This window comes from Phreatobacter aquaticus (genome assembly GCF_005160265.1).
Lineage (GTDB): Bacteria > Pseudomonadota > Alphaproteobacteria > Rhizobiales > Phreatobacteraceae > Phreatobacter > Phreatobacter aquaticus.
Genome location: NZ_CP039865.1, coordinates 129,000 through 149,350 on the forward strand (window position 1 = coordinate 129,000; position 20,351 = coordinate 149,350).

The 20,351-nt window shown below is 65.3% G+C and carries 18 protein-coding genes; 7 read left to right on the plus strand and 11 right to left on the minus strand.

What is annotated here, in order from left to right; translation table 11 throughout:
* Nucleotides 1–76: 76 nt before the first annotated feature.
* Both E8L99_RS00515 and E8L99_RS00520 read left to right on the plus strand, forming a co-directional pair.
* A complete protein-coding gene (locus E8L99_RS00515; protein ID WP_137097720.1) occupies nucleotides 77–1,771 on the plus strand; it encodes a long-chain-fatty-acid--CoA ligase in 1,695 nt (564 codons plus the stop codon).
* A 53-nt stretch (nucleotides 1,772–1,824) separates the two neighbouring features.
* Nucleotides 1,825–3,561, plus strand: coding sequence for an alpha/beta fold hydrolase (locus E8L99_RS00520; RefSeq protein WP_137097721.1), 1,737 nt, complete (start codon nucleotides 1,825–1,827; stop codon nucleotides 3,559–3,561).
* A gap of 42 nt (nucleotides 3,562–3,603) precedes the next feature.
* Here the strand turns inward: E8L99_RS00520 and E8L99_RS00525 are convergent, their stop codons facing one another.
* Nucleotides 3,604–5,886: a DUF2235 domain-containing protein gene (locus E8L99_RS00525; protein ID WP_137097722.1), complete on the minus strand. Its 2,283-nt coding sequence runs from the start codon at nucleotides 5,884–5,886 to the stop codon at nucleotides 3,604–3,606.
* A gap of 207 nt (nucleotides 5,887–6,093) precedes the next feature.
* Here E8L99_RS00525 and phaZ point away from each other — a divergent pair, with 207 nt between their 5' ends.
* Both phaZ and E8L99_RS23935 read left to right on the plus strand, forming a co-directional pair.
* Entirely contained in the window at nucleotides 6,094–6,927 is an 834-nt protein-coding gene (phaZ, locus tag E8L99_RS00530; protein ID WP_137097723.1) for a poly(3-hydroxyalkanoate) depolymerase, read from the plus strand.
* A 221-nt stretch (nucleotides 6,928–7,148) separates the two neighbouring features.
* Nucleotides 7,149–7,367 carry a DUF1127 domain-containing protein gene (locus E8L99_RS23935; RefSeq protein WP_252511213.1) on the plus strand — a complete coding sequence of 73 codons (219 nt, stop codon included), beginning with the start codon at nucleotides 7,149–7,151 and terminating at the stop codon, nucleotides 7,365–7,367.
* 18 nt (nucleotides 7,368–7,385) lie between these two features.
* Here the strand turns inward: E8L99_RS23935 and E8L99_RS00540 are convergent, their stop codons facing one another.
* Together E8L99_RS00540 and E8L99_RS00545 are read right to left on the minus strand one after the other, a co-directional pair.
* Nucleotides 7,386–8,681, minus strand: a complete 1,296-nt coding sequence (locus tag E8L99_RS00540; RefSeq protein ID WP_137097724.1) for a coiled-coil domain-containing protein — start codon at nucleotides 8,679–8,681, stop codon at nucleotides 7,386–7,388.
* A gap of 143 nt (nucleotides 8,682–8,824) precedes the next feature.
* Complete coding sequence (locus E8L99_RS00545) at nucleotides 8,825–9,421, minus strand: DUF1134 domain-containing protein (RefSeq protein WP_137097725.1); 597 nt, start codon at nucleotides 9,419–9,421, stop codon at nucleotides 8,825–8,827.
* 227 nt (nucleotides 9,422–9,648) lie between these two features.
* Here E8L99_RS00545 and E8L99_RS00550 point away from each other — a divergent pair, with 227 nt between their 5' ends.
* Entirely contained in the window at nucleotides 9,649–10,116 is a 468-nt protein-coding gene (locus tag E8L99_RS00550; protein ID WP_137097726.1) for a YHS domain-containing (seleno)protein, read from the plus strand.
* A gap of 4 nt (nucleotides 10,117–10,120) precedes the next feature.
* Here E8L99_RS00550 and E8L99_RS00555 read toward each other — a convergent pair whose 3' ends face one another.
* Together E8L99_RS00555 and E8L99_RS00560 are read right to left on the minus strand one after the other, a co-directional pair.
* The gene (locus tag E8L99_RS00555) at nucleotides 10,121–11,017 is read right to left on the minus strand and encodes an alpha/beta hydrolase family esterase (RefSeq protein WP_168201512.1); all 897 of its coding nucleotides are present in this window, start codon (nucleotides 11,015–11,017) and stop codon (nucleotides 10,121–10,123) included.
* 57 nt (nucleotides 11,018–11,074) lie between these two features.
* Nucleotides 11,075–12,049 (minus strand): D-2-hydroxyacid dehydrogenase, encoded by a 975-nt coding sequence (locus E8L99_RS00560; RefSeq protein WP_137097728.1) that lies wholly within the window; start codon nucleotides 12,047–12,049, stop codon nucleotides 11,075–11,077.
* Nucleotides 12,050–12,213: 164 nt separating this feature from the next.
* Here E8L99_RS00560 and E8L99_RS00565 point away from each other — a divergent pair, with 164 nt between their 5' ends.
* Nucleotides 12,214–13,128, plus strand: a complete 915-nt coding sequence (locus E8L99_RS00565) for a polysaccharide deacetylase family protein (protein ID WP_137097729.1) — start codon at nucleotides 12,214–12,216, stop codon at nucleotides 13,126–13,128.
* A gap of 251 nt (nucleotides 13,129–13,379) precedes the next feature.
* Here the strand turns inward: E8L99_RS00565 and E8L99_RS00570 are convergent, their stop codons facing one another.
* From E8L99_RS00570 to E8L99_RS00590, 5 genes are all read right to left on the minus strand, one after another.
* Nucleotides 13,380–14,408, minus strand: coding sequence for an ABC transporter substrate-binding protein (locus tag E8L99_RS00570; protein WP_391527507.1), 1,029 nt, complete (start codon nucleotides 14,406–14,408; stop codon nucleotides 13,380–13,382).
* A 91-nt stretch (nucleotides 14,409–14,499) separates the two neighbouring features.
* Nucleotides 14,500–15,300 carry a DUF2189 domain-containing protein gene (locus E8L99_RS00575; RefSeq protein ID WP_137097731.1) on the minus strand — a complete coding sequence of 267 codons (801 nt, stop codon included), beginning with the start codon at nucleotides 15,298–15,300 and terminating at the stop codon, nucleotides 14,500–14,502.
* A 116-nt stretch (nucleotides 15,301–15,416) separates the two neighbouring features.
* Nucleotides 15,417–16,400 carry an NAD(P)H-dependent flavin oxidoreductase gene (locus tag E8L99_RS00580; RefSeq protein ID WP_137097732.1) on the minus strand — a complete coding sequence of 328 codons (984 nt, stop codon included), beginning with the start codon at nucleotides 16,398–16,400 and terminating at the stop codon, nucleotides 15,417–15,419.
* 99 nt (nucleotides 16,401–16,499) lie between these two features.
* Nucleotides 16,500–18,086: a cryptochrome/photolyase family protein gene (locus E8L99_RS00585; protein ID WP_137097733.1), complete on the minus strand. Its 1,587-nt coding sequence runs from the start codon at nucleotides 18,084–18,086 to the stop codon at nucleotides 16,500–16,502.
* A gap of 2 nt (nucleotides 18,087–18,088) precedes the next feature.
* Nucleotides 18,089–18,652 (minus strand): ActR/PrrA/RegA family redox response regulator transcription factor, encoded by a 564-nt coding sequence (locus E8L99_RS00590; RefSeq protein WP_137101878.1) that lies wholly within the window; start codon nucleotides 18,650–18,652, stop codon nucleotides 18,089–18,091.
* Nucleotides 18,653–18,809: 157 nt separating this feature from the next.
* Here E8L99_RS00590 and E8L99_RS00595 point away from each other — a divergent pair, with 157 nt between their 5' ends.
* On the plus strand, nucleotides 18,810–18,974 hold the full coding sequence (locus tag E8L99_RS00595; protein ID WP_137097734.1) for a DUF2256 domain-containing protein: 165 nt from the start codon (nucleotides 18,810–18,812) through the stop codon (nucleotides 18,972–18,974).
* On the opposite strand, the gene flbD is transcribed toward E8L99_RS00595, so the two are convergent.
* Nucleotides 18,965–20,344, minus strand: a complete 1,380-nt coding sequence (gene flbD, locus E8L99_RS00600) for a sigma-54-dependent transcriptional regulator FlbD (RefSeq protein WP_137097735.1) — start codon at nucleotides 20,342–20,344, stop codon at nucleotides 18,965–18,967. The genes E8L99_RS00595 and flbD overlap by 10 nt on opposite strands.
* Nucleotides 20,345–20,351 lie beyond the last annotated feature (7 nt).

The window sequence follows — 20,351 nt, forward strand, 5'->3', positions numbered from 1 at the left end:
CAGGATGCGCCCTTGAACGGTGGACCAAAGCCGCACTAAGCTCCTCCCAATGATAAAAATATGGGGAGGAATGAACATGGAGCGGTCCTGGCTCAAGAACTATCCCGCTGGCGTGCCCGCGGATGTCGACATCCAGCAATATCCCTCGGTCGTCGCCCTTTTGGAGGAAAGCTTCCAGAAGTACCGCGACGACAAGGCCTATATCTGCATGGACAAGGCGATGACCTTTGGCGAGGTCGACCGCATGTCGGTGGCGCTCGGCGCCTACCTGCAGGGCAAGGGCCTGAAGAAGGGCGACCGCGTCGCCATCATGATGCCCAACGTCCTGCAATATCCGGTGGCGGTGGCTGCCGTGATGCGGGCGGGCTTCATCGTGGTCAACGTCAACCCGCTCTACACGCCGCGCGAGCTGGAGCACCAGCTCAAGGATTCCGGCGCCCAGGCCATCATCATCCTGGAGAATTTCGCCAACACCCTTGAGCAGGTCCTGCCCGCGACGCCAATCAAGCACATCGTGCTGGCCTCTGTGGGCGACCTCCTCGGCTTCCCCAAGGGCGTGATCGTCAATTTCGTGCTGCGCAGCGTCAAGAAGGCGATCCCCGCCTTCTCGCTGCCATCAGCCGTGCGTTTCAACCAGGCCATATCCGAGGGCCGCGGCCTGACGCTGACCAGGCCGGACATCACCCCTCAGGATGTCGCCGTGCTCCAATATACCGGCGGCACGACCGGCGTCTCCAAGGGCGCGACGCTGCTGCACCAGACGATCATCGCCAATCTCCTGGCCTCCGAAGCCTGGTGCAAGCCGGGGCTGCGCAAGGAGATCGAGGGCCAGCCGGTCTTCATCTGCGCGCTGCCGCTCTATCACGTCTTCGCCTTCATCTCCTGCGGCCTGCTCGCCATGCGGATGGGCGGCGTGAACGTGCTGATCCCCAACCCGCGCGACATCCCGGGTCTGGTCAAGGAGATGGGCAAGTACAAGTTCAACATCATGCCGGGCGTCAACACACTGTTCAACGCGCTGACCAACAACCCGGATTTCGCCAAGCTCGACTTCTCTAACCTGATGATCGCCAATGGCGGTGGCATGGCGGTGCAGGAGGCGGTGGCCCGCAAATGGCTCGCCATCACCAATTGCCCGATCGTCGAGGGCTATGGCCTGTCGGAAACCTCGTCCGGCATCACCTGCAACCCGACCAACTCGACCGCCTATACCGGCACGATCGGCCTGCCCATGCCCAATGTCGAGGTGCGCATCCTCGACGATGACGGCCGCGACGTGCCGCTCGGCACACCGGGCGAGATCGCCATCAAGGGCCCGCAGGTGATGGCCGGCTATTGGCAGCGCCCCGACGAGACCGCCAAGGTCATGACCCCGGACGGCTTCTTCAAGTCGGGCGATGTCGGCGTGATGGATGATCGCGGCTATATCAAGATCGTCGACCGGAAGAAGGACATGATCCTGGTCTCCGGCTTCAACGTCTATCCGAACGAGGTCGAGGCGGTGGCGGTCGAGCATCCGGGCGTTCTCGAATGCGCCGTGGTGGGCGTGCCCGACAAGAATTCCGGCGAGGCCGTGATGATGTACGTCGTCCGCAAGGACCCGAACCTCACCAAGGACGAGCTGATGGAGTTCTGCGCCAAGAACCTCACCGGTTACAAGAAGCCCAAATATATCGAGTTCCGGACCGATCTGCCGCGCACCAATGTCGGCAAGATCCTGCGCCGCGAACTGCGTGACGAGGCCGTGAGAGACATGAGCAAGGCGGCCTGAGGCCGCCCACTCACGCCCTTTCCGCATCACGCACCCGAACAGGGAGATGGACCATGGCCGGAACCACCCGCCGCAGCACCACCGACGGCGCCGCTGAACCTGCCGCGAAATCGCTGACCGACCAGATCGCGGAGGAGGCCTCGCAGAACACGCTGGCGCTCAATCCGCTGGTCGGCATGCGCTCGGAAGACCTCCTGTCGGCGGCGGGCACCGTGATCAGCGCGCTGGCCTCCCACCCCCAGGTGGTCGCCCAGAGCTGGGTCGGCTTCATGGGGGAAATGGGCCGGATCCTGACCGGCAAATCCGATATCGGCGCCGATGCCAAGGACAAGCGTTTTGCCCATCCGGCGTGGAGCGAGAGCGCTCTGCATCGCGGCCTGATGCAGTCCTACACGGCCTGGGCGAAGGCCGTGACCGATGCCGTCGGCAAGACCGAACTGTCCGACAAGGACTCAGCCCGCGCCCGGCTCGTGACCTCGATCTTCGTCGATGCCATGGCACCGTCGAACAACCTCATCGCCAACCCGCTGGCCTTGAAACAGGCGGTCGACACCAAGGGACAGAGCCTCGTCGAGGGCTTCAAGAACTTCATCGGCGACATGACCAAGAATGGCGGCCTGCCGAGCCAGGTCGACATGACAAAATTCAAGGTCGGCGAGAACCTCGCCAACACCCCGGGTACGGTGGTGTTCCGCAACGACGTGCTGGAACTGATCCTCTACACGCCGACAACCGAGAAGGTGTTCAAGCGCCCGCTGCTGATCGTGCCGCCGCAGATCAACAAATACTATGCGGTCGACATGTCGCCCTCGAAGAGCATGATCCGCTTCCTGCTCTCGCAGGGCATCCAGCCCTTCTGCATTTCCTGGCGCAATCCGACCGAGAAGCAGCGCGACTGGGGCCTCGACACCTATATCGCCGCCCTCGACGAGGCGGTGGATGCGGCGCTCGAGATCACCGGATCGAAGAGCCTGAACGTCATGGGCTCCTGCTCAGGCGGCATCACGGTCTCCACCTATGCCGGCTGGCTCGCGGGCCAGGGCCTGACCAAGCTCAACGGCATCATCCTCGCCGTCTGCGTGATCGATACCGAAGCCTCCACCGACACCGATTTCGCGGCGCTGGTGACTCCGGAATCGGTGCTGGCGGCCAAGCAGATGTCGGCGATGCGCGGCGTGCTCGACGGGCAGGACATGGCCAAGATGTTCGCGTGGATGCGGCCGAACGACCTGATCTGGAACTATTGGGTCAACAATTACCTGATGGGCAACCAGCCGCCGGCCTTCGACATCCTCTACTGGAATGCCGACACGACGCGCCTGCCGGCCCGCCTGCACGGCGATTTCCTCGACCTGATCTTCACCAATCCCTTCGTCAATGCCGGCAAGATGGTGATCCATGGCACGCCGATCGACATGGGCAAGGTCAAGGCCGACACCTATGTGATCGGCGGCACCACCGACCACATCACGCCCTGGAAGGCGGTCTACCAGACCGCCCGCATCTATGGCCCGGAGACGACCTTCGTCCTCTCCAATTCCGGCCACCTGCAGAGCCTCCTGAACCCGCCCGGCAACCCCAAGGCCTGGTATGTCACCGCCAAGGCCAAGCCCGCCGATGCCGACCAATGGGCCGCCACCGGCAAGAAGCATGAGGGCTCGTGGTGGACCGACTGGGCCGCCTGGATCAAGGAGCGCGGCGACAAGCAGGTCGCCGCCCCCAAGGCTGCCGGCAGCAAGAAGCACCCGCCGCTCGGCGCGGCGCCAGGAACCTATGTGTTCGAGCCGTGAGGGGCCGCGTCTCGGCCCCTCTCCGCCACTGACCCGCAACCGCTATCGCGTTCGCTTGATCGTGATCTCGGCCGTGCCGGAATTGTTCCGGTAGAACAGGTCATAGAGCCCCGGAATAGCGATCACGGCGTCGTTGACGTAGAAGAACAGCTCGCCGTTCAGCTTGGGCACGATCGGCACTTCCAGCGTCCGTTCATTGATCGTGGCGGGCAGGTCCGGATCCGGGTCATAGAAGGCTTCCTCGCCGCCCGTTTCCCCATAACGTCCGACAAGCCGCATCCACGGCCTGATCCACACGCGCCGCAGCGGCGTGCCCAGCATCAGTGCCGCGCCCTGCCACCATGTTGGCGCATCAAGCGTGTGCAACCCGTCCACGCCGGTTGGAATGCCGCCATCAAGCCAGAGATCCTTCTCCTTGATGGTGACCACGTAGCGGCGGCCCCGTTGCAGGAACACACCGCTGGCCTGACAAAGCGAGCGTGTCTCGAAGGTAAAGACCTGGCTCTCGCCGACGTTCAGAACACGCTGGGGCGGCGCGGGTGTCGATGAGCAGGTGAGCCCGGCCGTGTCCTGCCAGATGAAGACGACGTGATTGACCAACGCGATCGCCAGATACAGGAACAGCGCCGCGAACAGGCCCGGCGCAACCCGGAACTTCAGGACGCGCAGCGTGGCTTGATAGAGGCGCGCTGTGCGCAGGTTCATCACGAGACGGTCGAGCCAGCCCAAAGGCTTCGGTGTCGTCCGCCCATCCGTCCAGATGCCCACCATCCGGCTGGCAATTGCCGACGCCAGCGCCGAGCCGATCAGCAGCAGCACGACGACTAGGCCGGCGCTGATCAGGAATTGACCCGGACTGCGGGCATAGCCATTGACCCAGGTATCGGCGAAGGATGGCAGGAACGCTCCGACGATCCGGATCAGGTCCGACACCCAGCGCAACACGTTCGAATATTCATCCGAGCGCGGCCGTGCAGCCAGAAGCGGATAGATCAGCAGCATCAGCGTTGCGGCCACAGTGGCGAAATAGACCACACGCCTCCACCAGACGAGATTCCATATCCCCTCGGTCCGGGCCACCCGCACTCTGGCCTCCACGGGTTTCTCGTAAGGGTTGGCCTGAGGCGGCAGGATCTCCCCCTTGTCGTTGACCACCGCATAGGTGGCAGGCAGGCCCAGCGGGCCATAGGCCTGGGCCTTGTTCGTGATCCGCCGCAGCACGCTCTCATGGACCTTGGGCAGGGGGATGAAGACGTCGCTCCCCTTGGTCCCGGGACGTGTGTCATTGCACAAGTGCTCCAGCCGGCGCGGTCCATAGCGGTAATACCCGCCTAGACCTGACCGTGAATCGTAGATCCGGCCATCCTTGTCCCGCGCGGTCTCGGCCATCAGCACGCTGTCGGGTTCCGCACCTGGGGCGGTCTTGAAGACCAGCCCGCATGCCTCCGCCTCCTTCAGGATCCAGTAGAATGGCAGATGGGCCAGCGAATCCTCGGGATAGCCGCCCCCGACATTGGAATGAACGCCGGCGAACCAGACCTGGCTGATCCGTTCGTTCTTGGTCAGCAACCGCCCTTCACCGTCCGGCTGAACAGGCGCCTCGTTCCGCTCGTTCCAGAGCACGGGATGAAAGGTCGTCCGTTCGTCGTCGAGCGACAGAGCATGACAGGCGCGCTGAACGCGTGAGCTCAGATCATGATCGGGCAGGGCCAGGGGCCAGAGCCACTTGCTCACGCCCTGCGTCATCTCGTCGATCGGCAACCCATAGGCGGCGACCGTGTCCCAAAGACCGAGGAAACGGATATTCTCGACCTGCCGGTTGCGCGTCTTGGAATAGGTGGGCTTCGAGCGATGCAGAAGCCGCAGCCCGATATCCCTTATCCCTCGAAAAAGGGACTCGATACCCGTCACTGTGTGGAATTTCTCCGCCCTGTACGCCCGATAGGCCGCCCGTGCGAGCCGCTCCAGTTCGCTCTCGCTGTCGGCTTTGACCAGCCCCTGGTTGAGGATCAGGCCGTTGACGATACGGATCGTGAAGGCGCCGCGGCTGAAGCCGAAGGCGAAGATCTCGTCCTCAGGCCCGGAATAGTTGCGGCAGGCGAACTTGTAGAGGTCAAGCACGTTGCGTTTGAGGCCATAGCCAAAGGCGCCGCCGAGAACGGCGAGCGGCTTGAAGGCCGAAGTGCCCACGCCGTCATCGTAGATGGCCACCTGGTCATTGCCGCGCAGGTCGAGCGCCTCGAATGTGCGCCACACATTGGTCCGCCAGACCTTGGCCGACGAGTTGCCGGTGCCATCCGACAAGAGAACAATTCGCTTTGACATTTCGCGCCCCCACACGATGGGCGGCCGCCTGGAGCGGCTTCTGCCCGCCAGCCATAGTGGCGAAGACAGATGGTTAAATCAACCCTAGGTAGCTACAACTTGAATAACTGATCATATGGTTGCACCTCTTGCCACGCCTTCGAGCGCCTCTGCTAAGCTGCCAGCAAAGCCGGCGAGGAATCACCGGGCCTCGAAGGAGCCTCGACAATGACAAGCATCGCCGCCGCTTCCCGCTCCACAGCGCTTGATGTCCGCATGATCGACATCGGCGGACAGATGCTGCGTGTCGGCATCAAGCCCGGCTCGGCCGACCGCCCGCCACTCCTGATGTTCAACGGAATCGGCGCCAATCTCGAACTGGCGGCGCCGTTCTTCGAGGCGCTGGGCGATACCGAGGCGGTGATCTTCGATGTCCCCGGCATTGGCGGATCGCCCGCGCCGACGCTCCCCTATCGTCCCTCGACGCTCGCCAAGCTCGCCCATGACCTGATGCGCCAGCTCGGATATGACGGCCAGATCGATGTCTCAGGCGTCTCCTGGGGCGGTGGGGCCGCGCAGCAATTCGCCTTTCAATATCCAAAGGTCTGCCGACGGCTCATTCTGGTCGCCACCACCGCCGGGACGATCATGGTCCCGGGCGGCGCCAGCGTCTTGATGAAGATGGCGAGCCCCAAGCGCTATGTCGACAAGGGCTACATGCGCTCCATCGCCGCCGAGATCTATGGCGGTGCGTTCCGCGCCGACCCGACCCTCATCGAGAAACATGCCGCCGCCATGCGCGGCTCCACTCAATATGGCTACACCCTGCAGCTCCTCGCCATGCTCGGCTGGACCAGCCTGCCCTGGCTCTGGATGCTGCAGCAGCCAACCCTGATCCTGTCCGGCACGGACGACCCGCTGATTCCGGTGATCAATGCCAAGGTGCTGGAAAAGATGATCCCGAAATCGACCCTGGAACTGGTCGATGATGGCCACCTCTTCGTGGTGACCAATCCCGTGCCCCATGCCGCCCGCGTCGAGGCGTTCCTCTCCGAGGGCTGACGGACCGGCCTGTTCCCAATGATCACCCAAAGATCAGGGGCTATGGCGCGCTATAACCGCCGCTGAAACAGAGGTGATATGGCGCGCAACAATTGATCGAACTCATCCAAATAATTGATCGATCAAAGACGAACCTTTCCAATCGCGAATGAGACCCATGGTCGAACCCGGCTGATCGGCATGTCGCCGCCCTGTCGACCCTCATCCGAATGGAGACCACCATGACCACCCTGACCACGTCCGCCTTCCCGGCCACTCTCGATGCGGGCAAGGCCTCGCCCTCTCTGACCAAGGCCATTTCCGCCATCGTCGGCCCCATCGCCGCCTACATGCGGACGCGCCGCAACCTGCGCGAACTGGAAGGCCTGAGCGAGGAAGCCCTGAAGGATATCGGCCTCAGCCGGTCCGATCTGCCCCGCGTGGCCCGCTGGGGCCACTGACACGCTACGGGCGCGCCGTCACTCGGCGGCGTGCCCGCGGGCGGCCGCGATGTCCTCGCGCTCGGCCTCAGCCTGCAGGGCGAGGATCCGGTCGGCCAGGGAGAGATCGGCCTTGCGGCGCGGCTTGCCCCCGGCCGCGGTACGCTGGGCATAATCCGCGAGGATCGCATCGATCCGCGAGCCCGGCCCGTCCAGCAGCATGGCGACCTTGGCGACATCCAGCGCCACGTCGTCGATCCGCTGGCGCAATTTCAGCTGCTCCTTGCCATCGCGCCCATCAGCGCTGGCGGCGCTGCGCTTCAGGCCGGCGATCTCGCGCTGGATCGCGTCGCGCTCCTCGCGCGCATGAGCCAGGGCTCCTTCCGCCATTCCCTTGTCGGCGCGCAATGTCTCGACCTCCGCCTGCAATGCACGCTGCGTCTCCGCCGCCTGCTCCTTGAGCCTGGCGAGTTCGGCGCGCGCCTTGTCGCGCTCGGTCTCGCGCTTGGCAGTGGCCTTCTCCGCCACATCGCGCGAGGCCTGTTCGCGGCTGGTCTTCTCGGCTTCCTCGGCGAGGCGCACGTTGAGCGCGGACATCTCGTCACGCAGCCGGGCAGTGGTTGCGGTCTCGTTGGCCAGACGCTCTTCCAGCCGCTCGATGTCGCCGGACAGCCCGGCGGCCCGGCGCCGCTCGTCCGACAGAAGCGTCGAGGTCTCGGCAAAGGAGAGCCGGTGGCCGGCCAGATCCCGCTGGGCCTCCTCCAGGTCGCGCGACAGCTGCGTGGTCAGCGACTTCAGATTGTCGATCTGTGTGCGCAGCGCCACGCTCTCGACGCGCAGGCTGTCATTGTCGACCTTCTGGCCCGCCAGTTCGTGGTCCAGCGCGGCGAATTCCTCTTCCTTCTGCCGCAGAACCTCGGCCCCGACCCGCAGATCGGTCTCGCGGTCGGCAAGGTCGGTCCGCAGCTTGCCAAGCACGTCCTCAAGGCCGGCCTTGTCGGCCTCCAGCGATCCGATCCGCGCGACATGGCCTGCGATCTCGCTGCGCAGGTCGCGCATGGTCTCGTGGCCCTGCGCGAGCGCGATCGCCTGCCCATTGACCTTGTCGGCGAGGCCTTCGGCGCGAACCTCGAGCCTGCGGGCAACAACCGCATGTTCGGCGCGCAACTGGTCCTTCTCGGCCTTGATCTCGGCCATCGACATCGGCACGGAATTCTCGACGCGCCGGGTGGTCAGGCGCACCGCGCGCTTCCAGACAGCCCCCATCAACGCCAGCGACATGAGTGCCGCAGCCAGAAATCCCAGTACGAAGACCATTGCGGTCTCAATCGTCACGGGCGGTTGCCTCCGTTGCCGATTCCCGGGATGCAACGCCCCGGGAGCCGGACTTCTTTTGCCATGTGGCAACGGCCGCGCAAAGGGGCACGGCCGTTCAATTCATCATGTGCCGCCTGTAGTGAGGCACAAGGCCCCTCGGTTCAGAAGGGGTTCCAGGTCGCCGACGGCGTGAACTTGAGATAGCCGCCATTGACACCCAGGCGCGCGCCGACGCCGGTCCGGATCGGCACGATCAGCATGTTGTCGGCGCCAAGCGCCGTCATGCCGAGGCCGCCGACCAGATAGGCCGAGCCGTCGATCCCGACAAACCGGCGATAGAGGTCGCGCGGCCCGCGGACCCGGTAGGCCAGCATCATGGTGCGAGCACCGTCGCCGCCGAAATCGAAGCCAAGCGACGGGCCTTGCCAGAACACTTTCGTGTCACCGCCGTCCTTGGTGTAGAGCATGCCCTCGCCATAGCGCAGGCCGGCCACGAAGGCACCGCTGCCCTCCTGCCCCAGGATATAGGCGGTCGGGTGGCCCCATTGCTGGGTTGCACGCTCCACAAGGTTCGCCAGACCCCGGCTCGTCGTACCGAAAAAGCGGTGTCCGGCGGTCACGACTTCGTTGGGGGAGAAGGTGCGCGGCGATTCCCGGTTGTAGCTCTGGGCGGCCGCCGGACCGGCCAGGCCGACGAGGCCGGCGGCACCGAGGCCGGCAAGGACGTCACGACGATTGGGGACGATGGGACGGTTCATTCTCACCTCGAACGTGGTAACAGCGCGGTTTACGGCGGGCTCGTATGGTCAAGAGAGCTTAAGCTGCGAAGGTAACCATTTGGTCACCAGCGCGAGATTTAGGCCGGTCTGGTAAGATTCTGGTCACCCTCTCTTGCCAAGGTTCCGCCACGCGACGGCGGCAAGATTCGGGGAAGAACATGTCGGTGATGAGGCAATTCGTGCGCCCTCTTGCCTGGACTCTGGCAGTGACCGCTCTTTACGCAGGGGTCGCCGTGGGCATTTCGCTGCTCGGCGGCGAGACCACCAGCCGGGCCGCCACCACCGAGCGGATCGTGACCGACCGGCTGACCGGGCTCGCCCTCTATGGCTTCGACCCCGTCGCCTATTTCACCGATCGCGGGCCGCGTGAGGGCATTTCCACCTATGAGCTCCCCTGGGCCGGCGTGACCTGGCGCTTCGTCAATGAAGGCAACCGCGACGCCTTCATGCAGAACCCCGACGTCTATGAACCGCGCTTCGGCGGTTATGATCCGATGGCGGTCAGCGAAGGCCTGCCGGCAACCGGCCATCCCTCGGTCTGGGCTATCCACCACGACCGGCTCTATGTGTTCCATTCGGAAGCCAACCGCGCCCGCTTCCTGACCGACCCCGACGCGGCGATCCGCAATGCCGACCGGCGCTGGCCGCAGGTGCGTTCGGCCCTGGTACCCTGATCGTCTAGCGGCTCTTGTCGCGGAAGAACGCCCAGATTTCCTCGGCTGCGTCGATGTCCCGGTTCTGGCGGCCAAGCGCCGGTCCGCGCAAGCTCAGCGGCGGCTGCTCCACGAGCCCCGGCACCCGGTGGCCGCCGCCCTCGATATGGTAGAGCCGGAGAGACACCCTGCAGCCGGCGCCCTCCATCACCACCACCTTCGATCCGTCCTCGGCCGTCCGGTCGGGCACGGCACGCCCCTCCGCGCCCCGGCAGGAATGCCGCTCGCGAAAAAAGGCGAAGGTCGCTTCGCTTGAGAGAGTTGCCCCCTCGCCGCCCTGCCGGCCGGGATTGCCGCCCCAGGGCGACAGCGGATCTTCCGTTCCGGCCATGATCATGAGGGGCACCGGCGCCCCCCGGCAGTCGCGGACAAGGCTTGCGGGAAGCGTGGCGAGGAGGGCGGCAGCAGCACCGAACACGTCACCTGCATCGCAGGCCAGCCGGTAGACCAGCCGCCCGCCCTGGCCGACACCCGCGACATAGACCCGCCGGCGGTCAACCTTGCCCTGCGCCACGAGATCGCCGACCAGCCGGCGCAGAAAGGCGATGTCGTCAGCCCGGGCGCCGGATGCCACGATGGCACCGTCCGGCCTGGCGTCGTTCCAGACCTGTCTGAGGCCCTGCGGATAGGCGACGATCAGGCCGTCGCGCGCCGCAATTGCATCCCAGGTCATCGAGCGGCGGACCAGTTCCGAGCTTCCCAGCGCATCATGCAGCACAATGACGAGAGGCGCCGGCCGGCCGCGGCCATGATCCGTCACGAGCATCGTGCGGTTGCCGTCGGCCGTCTGGAACGAGGCGGTCGAAGTCTGAGCGCCTGACGGCGTGATCGGCATGACAAGGCTGGCCATGGTCAGTGCCATGGCCCCGAGCATCGTCGCGGGGGTTCCCCTGTGCCGATGTCCCATCAAGCAGCCGCCTCAGATCACGCCATTGACCAGGTCCTCGCCACGCTGCAGGCGGCCGATATTCTCGATCAGGAAATCGATGATCCGCCGCTCATAGGAGGCCGTCTCGCCACCGGTATGCGGCGTGATCAGCACGTTCTCGAAGTCCCACAGCGGGGATGACGCCGGCAGCGGCTCCTCGCGGGTCACGTCGAGGCCGGCTCCCGCAATGCCGCCAGCTCTCAGCGTGGCGATCAGCGCGTCCTCGTCCACCACCTTGCCTCTGGCGCAATTGATCAGCAGCGCCGACGGTTTCATCGCAGCCAGGCGCTCGGCATTGATCAGGTTCTCGGTCTCCGGCGTCAGCGGGCAGGTCAGCGCCACGATATCGGCCGAGCCCAGGGCCTTGGTCAGCTGGTCCGGCGACACAAGGCCATCCACGCCCGCGATTGCCTGGGAGACATCGCGCTTGACGCCGATCACCGTCATCTCGAAGGCCTTGGCGAAGCGCGCAAGCTTGAGCCCGATACCGCCAAGCCCAACGATCAGCATGGTCTTGCCGGCAAGCTCGTCCTCACGCTCGGCAGGATCGCCGATCATGCCGCGCCAGACCTTCTTGGCCTGGTTGTCCCTGGCCGTATGGATCTTGCGGGCGAGCGCCAGCACCAGACCGATCGCATGTTCGGCAACCGCGGTCGCATTGGCGCCCTTGGCGCTGGCGAGCCGGATGCCGCGGGCCTTCATCGCTGCGAGATCGTAGACATCGATGCCCGCGCTGATCGACTGGACGAATTTCAGCTTTCCGGCCTTCTCCAGCGGGACCCCGCGCCACATGCCCGACACGACGGCAATGTCGGCCTCGCCGATGCGGGCATGAAACGCCGCCGTCTCGCGCTCCTCGAAGAACCGGATGCCGGTGTTGCGGCGGGCGAATTCCTCGCCCAGACGATAGGCGGAATGGCCGAAGGCGATGGTCAGGTCGGAGGAAGCGGGGAGCACGCTGGTCATTGTCTGTCCGGATGGAGGAGGATTCGTCGCGCCCGATCATGGCGAGACCTGCGCGGAAGGCAATCCGCCGCAAGCGCTGAGGCGCCCTGCCCGCGGCATGCCGCTTGCGTCCGAACCTTGCTCCCGACAAGGGTAGCCACCTCCTTCTCATTGCCGGACCGTCCATGCCGAACACCCCGACCGCCGCCCTGCCCACCCATGGCCGCTACGCCTATTCGCCCATTCGCGGCCGGCCCACCTACGACTGGCCGGACGGCAAGCGGCTAGCCGTCTATCTCGGCGTCAATCTGGAGCATTTCGCCTTCGGGACCGGGCTTGGCGCCGAACTGGCCCCCGGCGGTCCGCAGCCGGACATCCTCAATTTCGCCTGGCGCGACTATGGCAACCGGGTCGGCATCTGGCGGATGATGGACCTGTTCGACCAGCTGGGCTTTCCAGCCTCGGTGCTGGTCAATTCCTCCATCTACGACTATTGCCCCGAGGTGATGGACGCGGTGCGCGCGCGCGGCGACGAGGTGCTGGGCCATGGTCGCACCAATTCGGAGCGGCAGGGCACGCTCGCCGAAGCCGAGGAACGCGAGTTGATCGCCCAATCGACGGCGGCAATCGTGAAGGCAGAAGGCAAACAGCCCAGGGGCTGGCTCGGGCCCTGGATATCGGAGAGCACGGTGACGCCCGACTTGCTGAAGGAAGCGGGCTATACCTATCTTCTCGACTGGTGCCAGGACGACCAGCCGATCTGGTTCAAGACGCGCGATGGTGAGCGGATCCTCTCGCTGCCCTATCCGCAGGAGCTGAACGACATTCCCTCGATCGTCGGGCGCAAGGATTCAGCCAGCCAGTTCGCCGACATGATCGTCGACCAGTTCGACGAGATGCTGGAGCAGTCGGCCGCGGGGCCGCTGGTGATGGGGATCGCGCTCCATCCCTATCTCGTCGGCCAGCCCTACCGCCTGCGGCAGTTGCGCCGCGCGCTCGCCCACATCGCCGCTCACCGCGACGCCATCTGGATCACAACGGCCGGCGCCATCGCCGAGCATGTGGCGGCCCTGCCGGAAGGGATCGTGCCGGGAAGTTGAGGCTTATCGCGGCAAGTTTCGCCAACAGCGTGACAGACTGACAAGAATGCGTGTCCGGACGCGCCGGAAGCGCGCACTCACCTCTCCCCGCGTGCGGCGAGAGGTCGACCGAGGCAAAGCCGAGGGAGGGTTAGGGGCAAGGTGCCGATGGATCGAGGCCCCTCACCCGTCGTCGTCACGGACGCCGACCTCTCCGCGCAGGCGGGGAGAGGTGAACGAAGACCATTCCGCTGACGTGGAACCGCGATTCCTCAGCTCATCTTGTAGCTGAGCTCGCGCTCGGCCCGCGCCGGCAGGAACGACCGGTTGAAGATCTCCGACGGCGCCGGCGTGCGGGTCAGCTCGTAACCGGTCACCACCATGCCGATGGAGCGGGCAAGACGGGCGTCCTTCACGTCGCCCGAGCCGATCTCCTTCAGCTCCGGCGAGACGATCAGCTTGTCGAAGGCATATTGCAGGCGGCGCTTCTCGACCGGCACGTTGACCAGGCCGTCATATTTCGCGACCGAGGCCATCGCCATGGTCTGGTCGGCGGCGACATCGAGGCTCGCCTTGTTCACCGCCTTGACCAGGCCGGCAACGGCTGCCGGATTGTCGCGGATCATCTTCTGCGACACCATCATGCCGTTCGAGTAGAGATCGAGGCCGTGATCGCCGAACGACAGCCAGACGAAGTCCTTGTCGGGATCCTGGCGGTTCAGCACGAGGTTGAAATAGCTGGTGATATTGAACACCAGGGCCGCATCGATCTGGCCCTGGATCAGCATGGGCTCCTGCAGGTTCGGCGCCATGCTGGTGAGCTTCAGCTTGGCCATGTCCAGATTGTTGATCTTGGCGAAGACTGGCAGGAGACGCGTGGTCGGCGTGCCCGGCGCGCCGCCGAGCGTCCGGCCCTCCAGATCCTTGATGGTCTTGATACCGCTCGAGGCCTTCGCGACGATGGCGAAGGGCGGCTGGTTCCACATCTGGTAGACCATGGCCGGCGTGTCGGCAGGCCGGGTCGCTGCGTTCTGGATGATCGCATTGATGTCGCCGAAGCCTGCATCATAGGCACCGCCCATGATGCGCGTGACGGTTGCGCCCGAGCCTTCGCCCTGGTCGATCGTGACATCCAGGCCCGCCTCGCGGAAATAGCCCTTGTCATTGGCGACGAAGAACGGCGCGTCCGAGCCCTGCGTCTTCCACCCGAGGGTGAATTTGACGGCCGTGCGGCTCTGGGCGTGCACGGCGGGGGCAAAAAGCGTCATTCCGAGAGCGGCAGTGACGGCGCGGCGCGAGATCATGGCATGGGCTCCTTCTGGGGGCACACCGTCGGAGCGGCTGCCTGAGACGAAGGAGAGGAAGGCAAGAACTCTGCCAGCGCGGCCGCGATCAGGTAGCGACGGGGTGGACGACCAACCGGCGATAGAGATGCCAGGTCGCATGGCCCCAGAGCGGCAGGACGAACAAGAGGCCGGCAAAGGCCGGCAACATGGCGACGAAGATCACGACCGCCGTCACCAGTCCCCATCCGAGCATGACCTCAGGGCTCTCGCGCACCACCCTGAGGCTGGTGATCATCGCTGTGATCCAGTCGACATCGCGGTCGAGCAGCAACGGGAAGGACACGAGCGTGATCGAGAACGTGACCAGTGCCAGGATCGCGCCGACGCAGGTGCCGATGCCGAGAAAGATCAGCCCGTCCGCAGTGGTGAAGAGCTGCTGGACGAACAGCAGCGGATCGAGGCTCGCAAAGCCGAAGAACAGGGCATAGAGCAGCCGCACCTGATACATCCAGATCAGGAAGATGAAGAGCGTGACGAACGCCATCCAGGACAGCTCGCGCCCACCCTGCCGCCAGACCGCCTGCAGCACGAGAGGCCAGGTGAGCGGCTCGCCCGTCTCGCGCCGCCGACTGACCTCATAGAGCCCGACCGCGACGAAGGGGCCGATCAACGCAAAGCCTGCCGCGAGCGGAAACACCGCCCAGACATAGCCGAAATAGCCCGGCAGGGTCAGCAGCATCAGCCCGCCGAGCCAGTAGATCGCGCCGAAAAACAAGCCGAAGACCGGCGCGGCCATGAAATCGCGCATGCCCGCTTCGAAGGCAGCCCTGATATCGGCAACCGACGCCGCGCGCACAGCGGGTTCAAGGGTGCGCACGCCCCCGGCAGGCAGGTCTGGATGGGTCATGGTGGCGCTTCCCCGCGGCTGTGATCGTCGCCGCCCGCGTCGAGGCGGTGCGGCGTTCGGGGGTGCCGTCAGGATGGCCTAACCGACGGCGGCGTCAAGCCGGTCGGAGGACCGCCTCAGCGCATCGGCCAGGTGCCGACAGCCGCCAGCGCAGTCTTGGCTTCGGCATATTCGCGCTTGAGCCGCGCCACCAGTTCACCCGCGCCAACCACTTCATGGATTGCGCCGATGCCCTGGCCCGAGCCCCAGACGTCGCGCCAGGCCTTGGCCTTGGACGTGCCGCCCGAGCCGAAGCTCATGGTCGAGGGATCGCTCTCGGGGAGGTTGTCGGGATCAAGCCCGGCGCTGACGATGGACGAGCGCAGGTAATTGCCATGCACGCCGGTGAACAGGCTGGAATAGACGATGTCGCCGGCCGTGCTGTCGACGATCGCCTGCTTGTAGGCTTCGGCGGCATTGGCCTCCTTCGTCGCGATGAAGGCAGAACCGATATAGGCGACATCGGCGCCCATCGCCTGTGCCGCGAGAATGGCGCGGCCCGTGGCGATGGAGCCCGACAGCGCCAGCGGCCCGTTGAAGAACGACCGGATCTCCTGGATCAACGCGATCGGCGACAGCGTGCCGGCATGGCCGCCAGCACCGGCGGCAACGGCGATCAGGCCGTCGGCACCCTTTTCCAGGGCCTTCTTGGCATGATTGATGTTGATGACATCGTGCAGCACGATGCCGCCATAGGAATGGATCGCCTCGTTGAGCTCAGGCCGCGCGCCGAGTGAGGTGATCACCACCGGCACCTTGTATTTCACGCACATCTCGACGTCGTGCATGAGCCGGTCGTTCGATTTGTGGACGATCTGGTTGACGGCAAAGGGCGCCGAAAGTGCGCCGGGATTGGCCGCATCGTGGGCACCGAGTTCGTCGATGATGCGCTTCAACCAATCCTCAAGGACCGGACCCGGACGGGCATTCAGCGCGGGAAACGATCCGACGATACCGGCCTTGCACTGCGCGATCACGAGGTCCGGATTGGAGACGATGAACAGCGGCGAAGCGATGGCCGGCAATTGAAGGCGGCTGGAAAGCGAGGCGGGGAGCGTCATGGCTGTTTCTGCGTTCCGTGCGGGGTGACGTGTAGGAGCACGACGCATCAAAGCCGATCGCATGGTGCGGCGGAAGCCCCGCCTGTCGGCGGATGGGGCTCAAAGGTCGAGCGTCAGCTGATCGCGCGTCTTGGCAACGGCCGGCTGGGACGCGCCGAGCGTGTCAATAAAGGCGTGGGCCTCGTCGAGGATCTGCTGACGCCTCGCCGGATCCATGGCCTCAAGCGTGCGATAGGGCATGGCCATGCGCGGGTTGCCGCGCAGCCGCCCGGCATTCTCCGCGAGGAAATTCCAGTAGAGCAGATTGAACGGGCAGGCCCCCTTGCCGACCTTTATCTTCGGATCATAGGCGCAAGCCCCGCAATAATCGGACATCCGGTCGATATAGGCACCCGACGCCGCATAGGGCTTGGAGGCCAGCAGCCCGTCATCGGCAAACATCACCATGCCATGGACATTGGGCAGTTCCACCCAGTCGAAGGCATCGATGTAGACGGCGAGATACCAGGCCTCGATCTCGGCCGGGCGGATGCCGGCGAGCAGCGCGAAGTTGCCCGTCACCATCAGCCGCTGGATATGATGGGCATAGGCGTGGCGCCTGGTATCCCCGACCACCTCGGCGATGCAGGCGAGATCGGTCTCCCCCGACCAGTAGAACCAGGGCAGCGGCCGCGTCGCGTCCAGCGCATTGGTCTCGGCATAGGCCGGCATCTCGCGCCAGTAGATGCCACGCACATATTCGCGCCATCCGAGAACCTGGCGGATGAACCCTTCGGCCGCGTTGAGCGGGACCTTGCCGCGCCGATAGGCCGTCTCGGCGGCAAGGCAGACCTCGCGTGGGGTGAGCAAACCGACATTGAGATAGGGAGAGATCAGCCCGTGATAGAGGAAGGGCTCGCCCCGCTTCATGGCGTCCTGCACGTCGCCGAACGAGGGCAGCCCATCAGCGATGAAATGGTCGAGCGCGCGCAATGCATCGACCCGGGTCACCGCCCAGCCGAACGGCGCGAGATCGCCGAAATTATCGGGAAACCGTTGCCGAATGAGCTCCATCACCTCGGCGGTGATCGCATCGGGTGCGAAGCGCTGCCGGGGCGGCAGCACCCTGTCCTTCGACAAGGTCTTCCGATTGTCGGCATCATAGTTCCACTGGCCGCCCTCGGGCTTGTCACCCTGCATCAGAAGGCCAGTCTCGCGCCGCATCTCGCGGTAGAAGAACTCCATGCGGAAGGCCTTCCGCCCCTCGGCCCAGCGCGCGAACCGGCCGCGCGAGCAGAAGAAGCGATCATCCTCGCGGATGTCCACCGGCAGGCCTGAAGCGGCGGCCCATGCGTCCATCATGGCCCGCACGCGCCATTCGCCGGGCTCGGTGACCACGATCCGGTCGACCGCGTGGCGTGACAGCGCGCGCGTGAGTTCGCCAGTGAAGCTCCCGCTAGTCGACGGATCGTCCAGGCGGACATAGTCGACGGCGATGCCTTCGGACCTCAGCTCTTCGGCAAAGTGCCGCATGGCCGAGAGGATGAAGACGAGCTTCTGCTTGTGGTGAGGCACATAGCCGGCTTCCTCGGCGACCTCGGCCATGAGCACCACGTCGTGCTCGCGGTCGAGGCCATCGAGAGCGGCAACATCGCGCGACAGATGATCGCCAAGGATCAGCCGCAGCGCGCCGCGGGACCGCGTCATGGTCACACGCGCACGTCGCGCGGTGCCCTTTTCGACAGCATGCGCTGCAAGGTGCGGCGGTGCATGTTCAGCCGGCGCGCGGTCTCCGACAGGTTCTGGTCGGAGAGCTCGAACACCCGCTGGATGTGCTCCCACTTCACCTGGTCGACCGACATCGGCTTTTCCGGCGGAACGGCCTTCTCGCCCGACTGAAGCAGCGCCGCCTCGATCTCGTCGACATCGGCAGGCTTCGACAGATAATCGACGGCGCCAGCCTTCACCGCGATCACGGCGGAGGCAATGTTGCCATAGCCGGTCAGAACGATGGCGCGGGCTTCCGGCCGGATGGACCTGAGCGACCGGACAACCTGAAGGCCGTCGCCATCCTCCAGCCGCAGGTCCACCACGGCGAAGGCCGGCGGATGAGCCTTCACTGCCTCCGATGCCGCGGCCACGCTTTCGGCGCAGGTCGTGACAAAGCCCCGTTTTTGCATCGCACGCGCCAGACGTTCGCCGAAGGCACGATCGTCATCGACGATCAGCAGCGAGGGATCGGGCAGGACGGGCATTGGGGCAGCGTCAGGCATCGTGGCCACGGGGTTCTCGGGATGGATTGACGTCCGAGATACGTAGCCAGGGTTGCAGTTGGATCAATTGCCGCACTGCACGCGTCCGAGCCGCCCATCCGGTCGGACAGACCGGACGTATCCAACCTGCACCGAAACCGAGGATCCGCCCGAATCCATGCGCAGGAAAGCCGACCTCCCGACCAAGATCTGCGCGACCTGCGGGCGGCCCTTCGCATGGCGCAAGAAGTGGGCGCGTGCCTGGGACGAGGTGCGCTATTGCTCTGACCGTTGCCGGGCCGAACGCAGCACGCCGCGACAGCCGCCCGATCGTCAGCCGTAGCGCTGCTCGTAGCGCGCTTCGCCCTGCGGCGGCGGCGGAATGGCCAGGCCCTCATCGGCATATTGGTTCAGCTTGTTGCGCAGCGTGCGGATCGAGATGCCGAGAATATTCGCGGCATGGGTCCGGTTGCCGAGCGTATGGCCGAGCGTGTCGAGGATCAGGTCGCGCTCGACATCGGCAACTGTGCGGCCGACCAGGCTGCGGGTCATCGCCTCAGCGATGTCGGCGGCCTGCGCAGCAACGGCATCGGAACCGCGGCGCTCGTCGAGACGGCCGCCATCGGGGGTGCGGATCGCGTCGACGCCGATCTCCGGGCCAGAGGACAGCAGGACCGCGCGATGGATCGTGTTCTCCAGCTCGCGGACATTGCCCGGCCAGCGCGCGACGGTCAGCTGGCGGCGCGCATCGGCCGACAGCTGGCGCGGCGCCATGCCGTTCGCCTCGGAATATTTGCGGGCGAAATGGGCGGCGAGCTCCAGCACATCGGCGGGCCGGTCGCGCAGCGGCGGCAGCTTGAGGTTCACGACGTTCAGCCGGTAGAGCAGATCCTCGCGGAACGTGCCCTTGCGCACCTCTTCCGCCAGCGTGCGGTTGGAGGTCGCGAGAATGCGGATGTCCACCGGCACAGGCCGGGTACCGCCGACACGGTCGATGATCCGCTCCTGGATGGCGCGCAACAGCTTCGACTGCAGGCGGATATCCATCTCCGAGATTTCGTCGAGCAGCAGCGTTCCGCCGTTGGCTTCCTCGAACTTGCCGATGCGCCGCGCCACCGCGCCGGTGAAGGCGCCCTTCTCATGGCCGAACAGTTCGCTCTCCAGCAGGTTGTCGGGGATCGCCGCGCAATTGACCGCGATGAACGGCTGGTTGGCGCGGTTCGACTTGCCGTGGAGGTAGCGCGCGAGCACTTCCTTGCCGGTGCCGCTTTCACCAGTGATCAGGATCGACGCATCGGAGGGCGCGACCTGGTTCGCCAACTGGACGACGCGGGCCATCGCCTCGTCGCGATAGATCATCTGCTTGGCGTCATTGGCGACCGCCGCCAGCACGGCTGCGATCAGCTCCGGATCCGGCGGCAGCGGGATATATTCCTTGGCGCCGGCATGGATGGCGGCGACCGCCGCCCGGGCATCATTGGAGGTGCCGCAGGCCACCACCGGCACGGCGATCATCTCGTCGGCGAAGGCTTTGACCAGCCCGCGCACGTCGATCGCGACATCCACCATCACGAGATCGGCGCCCTTGGCCCGCATGACCCTGAGCGCGGTCTCGATGTCTTCCGCGTTGGTGACGGCAGCCCCCTTGTCGACCGCCATCTTGGTGGCGATCGAGAGCTGGCCCTTGAGTGTTCCGACGATCAGGAGGCGCATCGCGTTG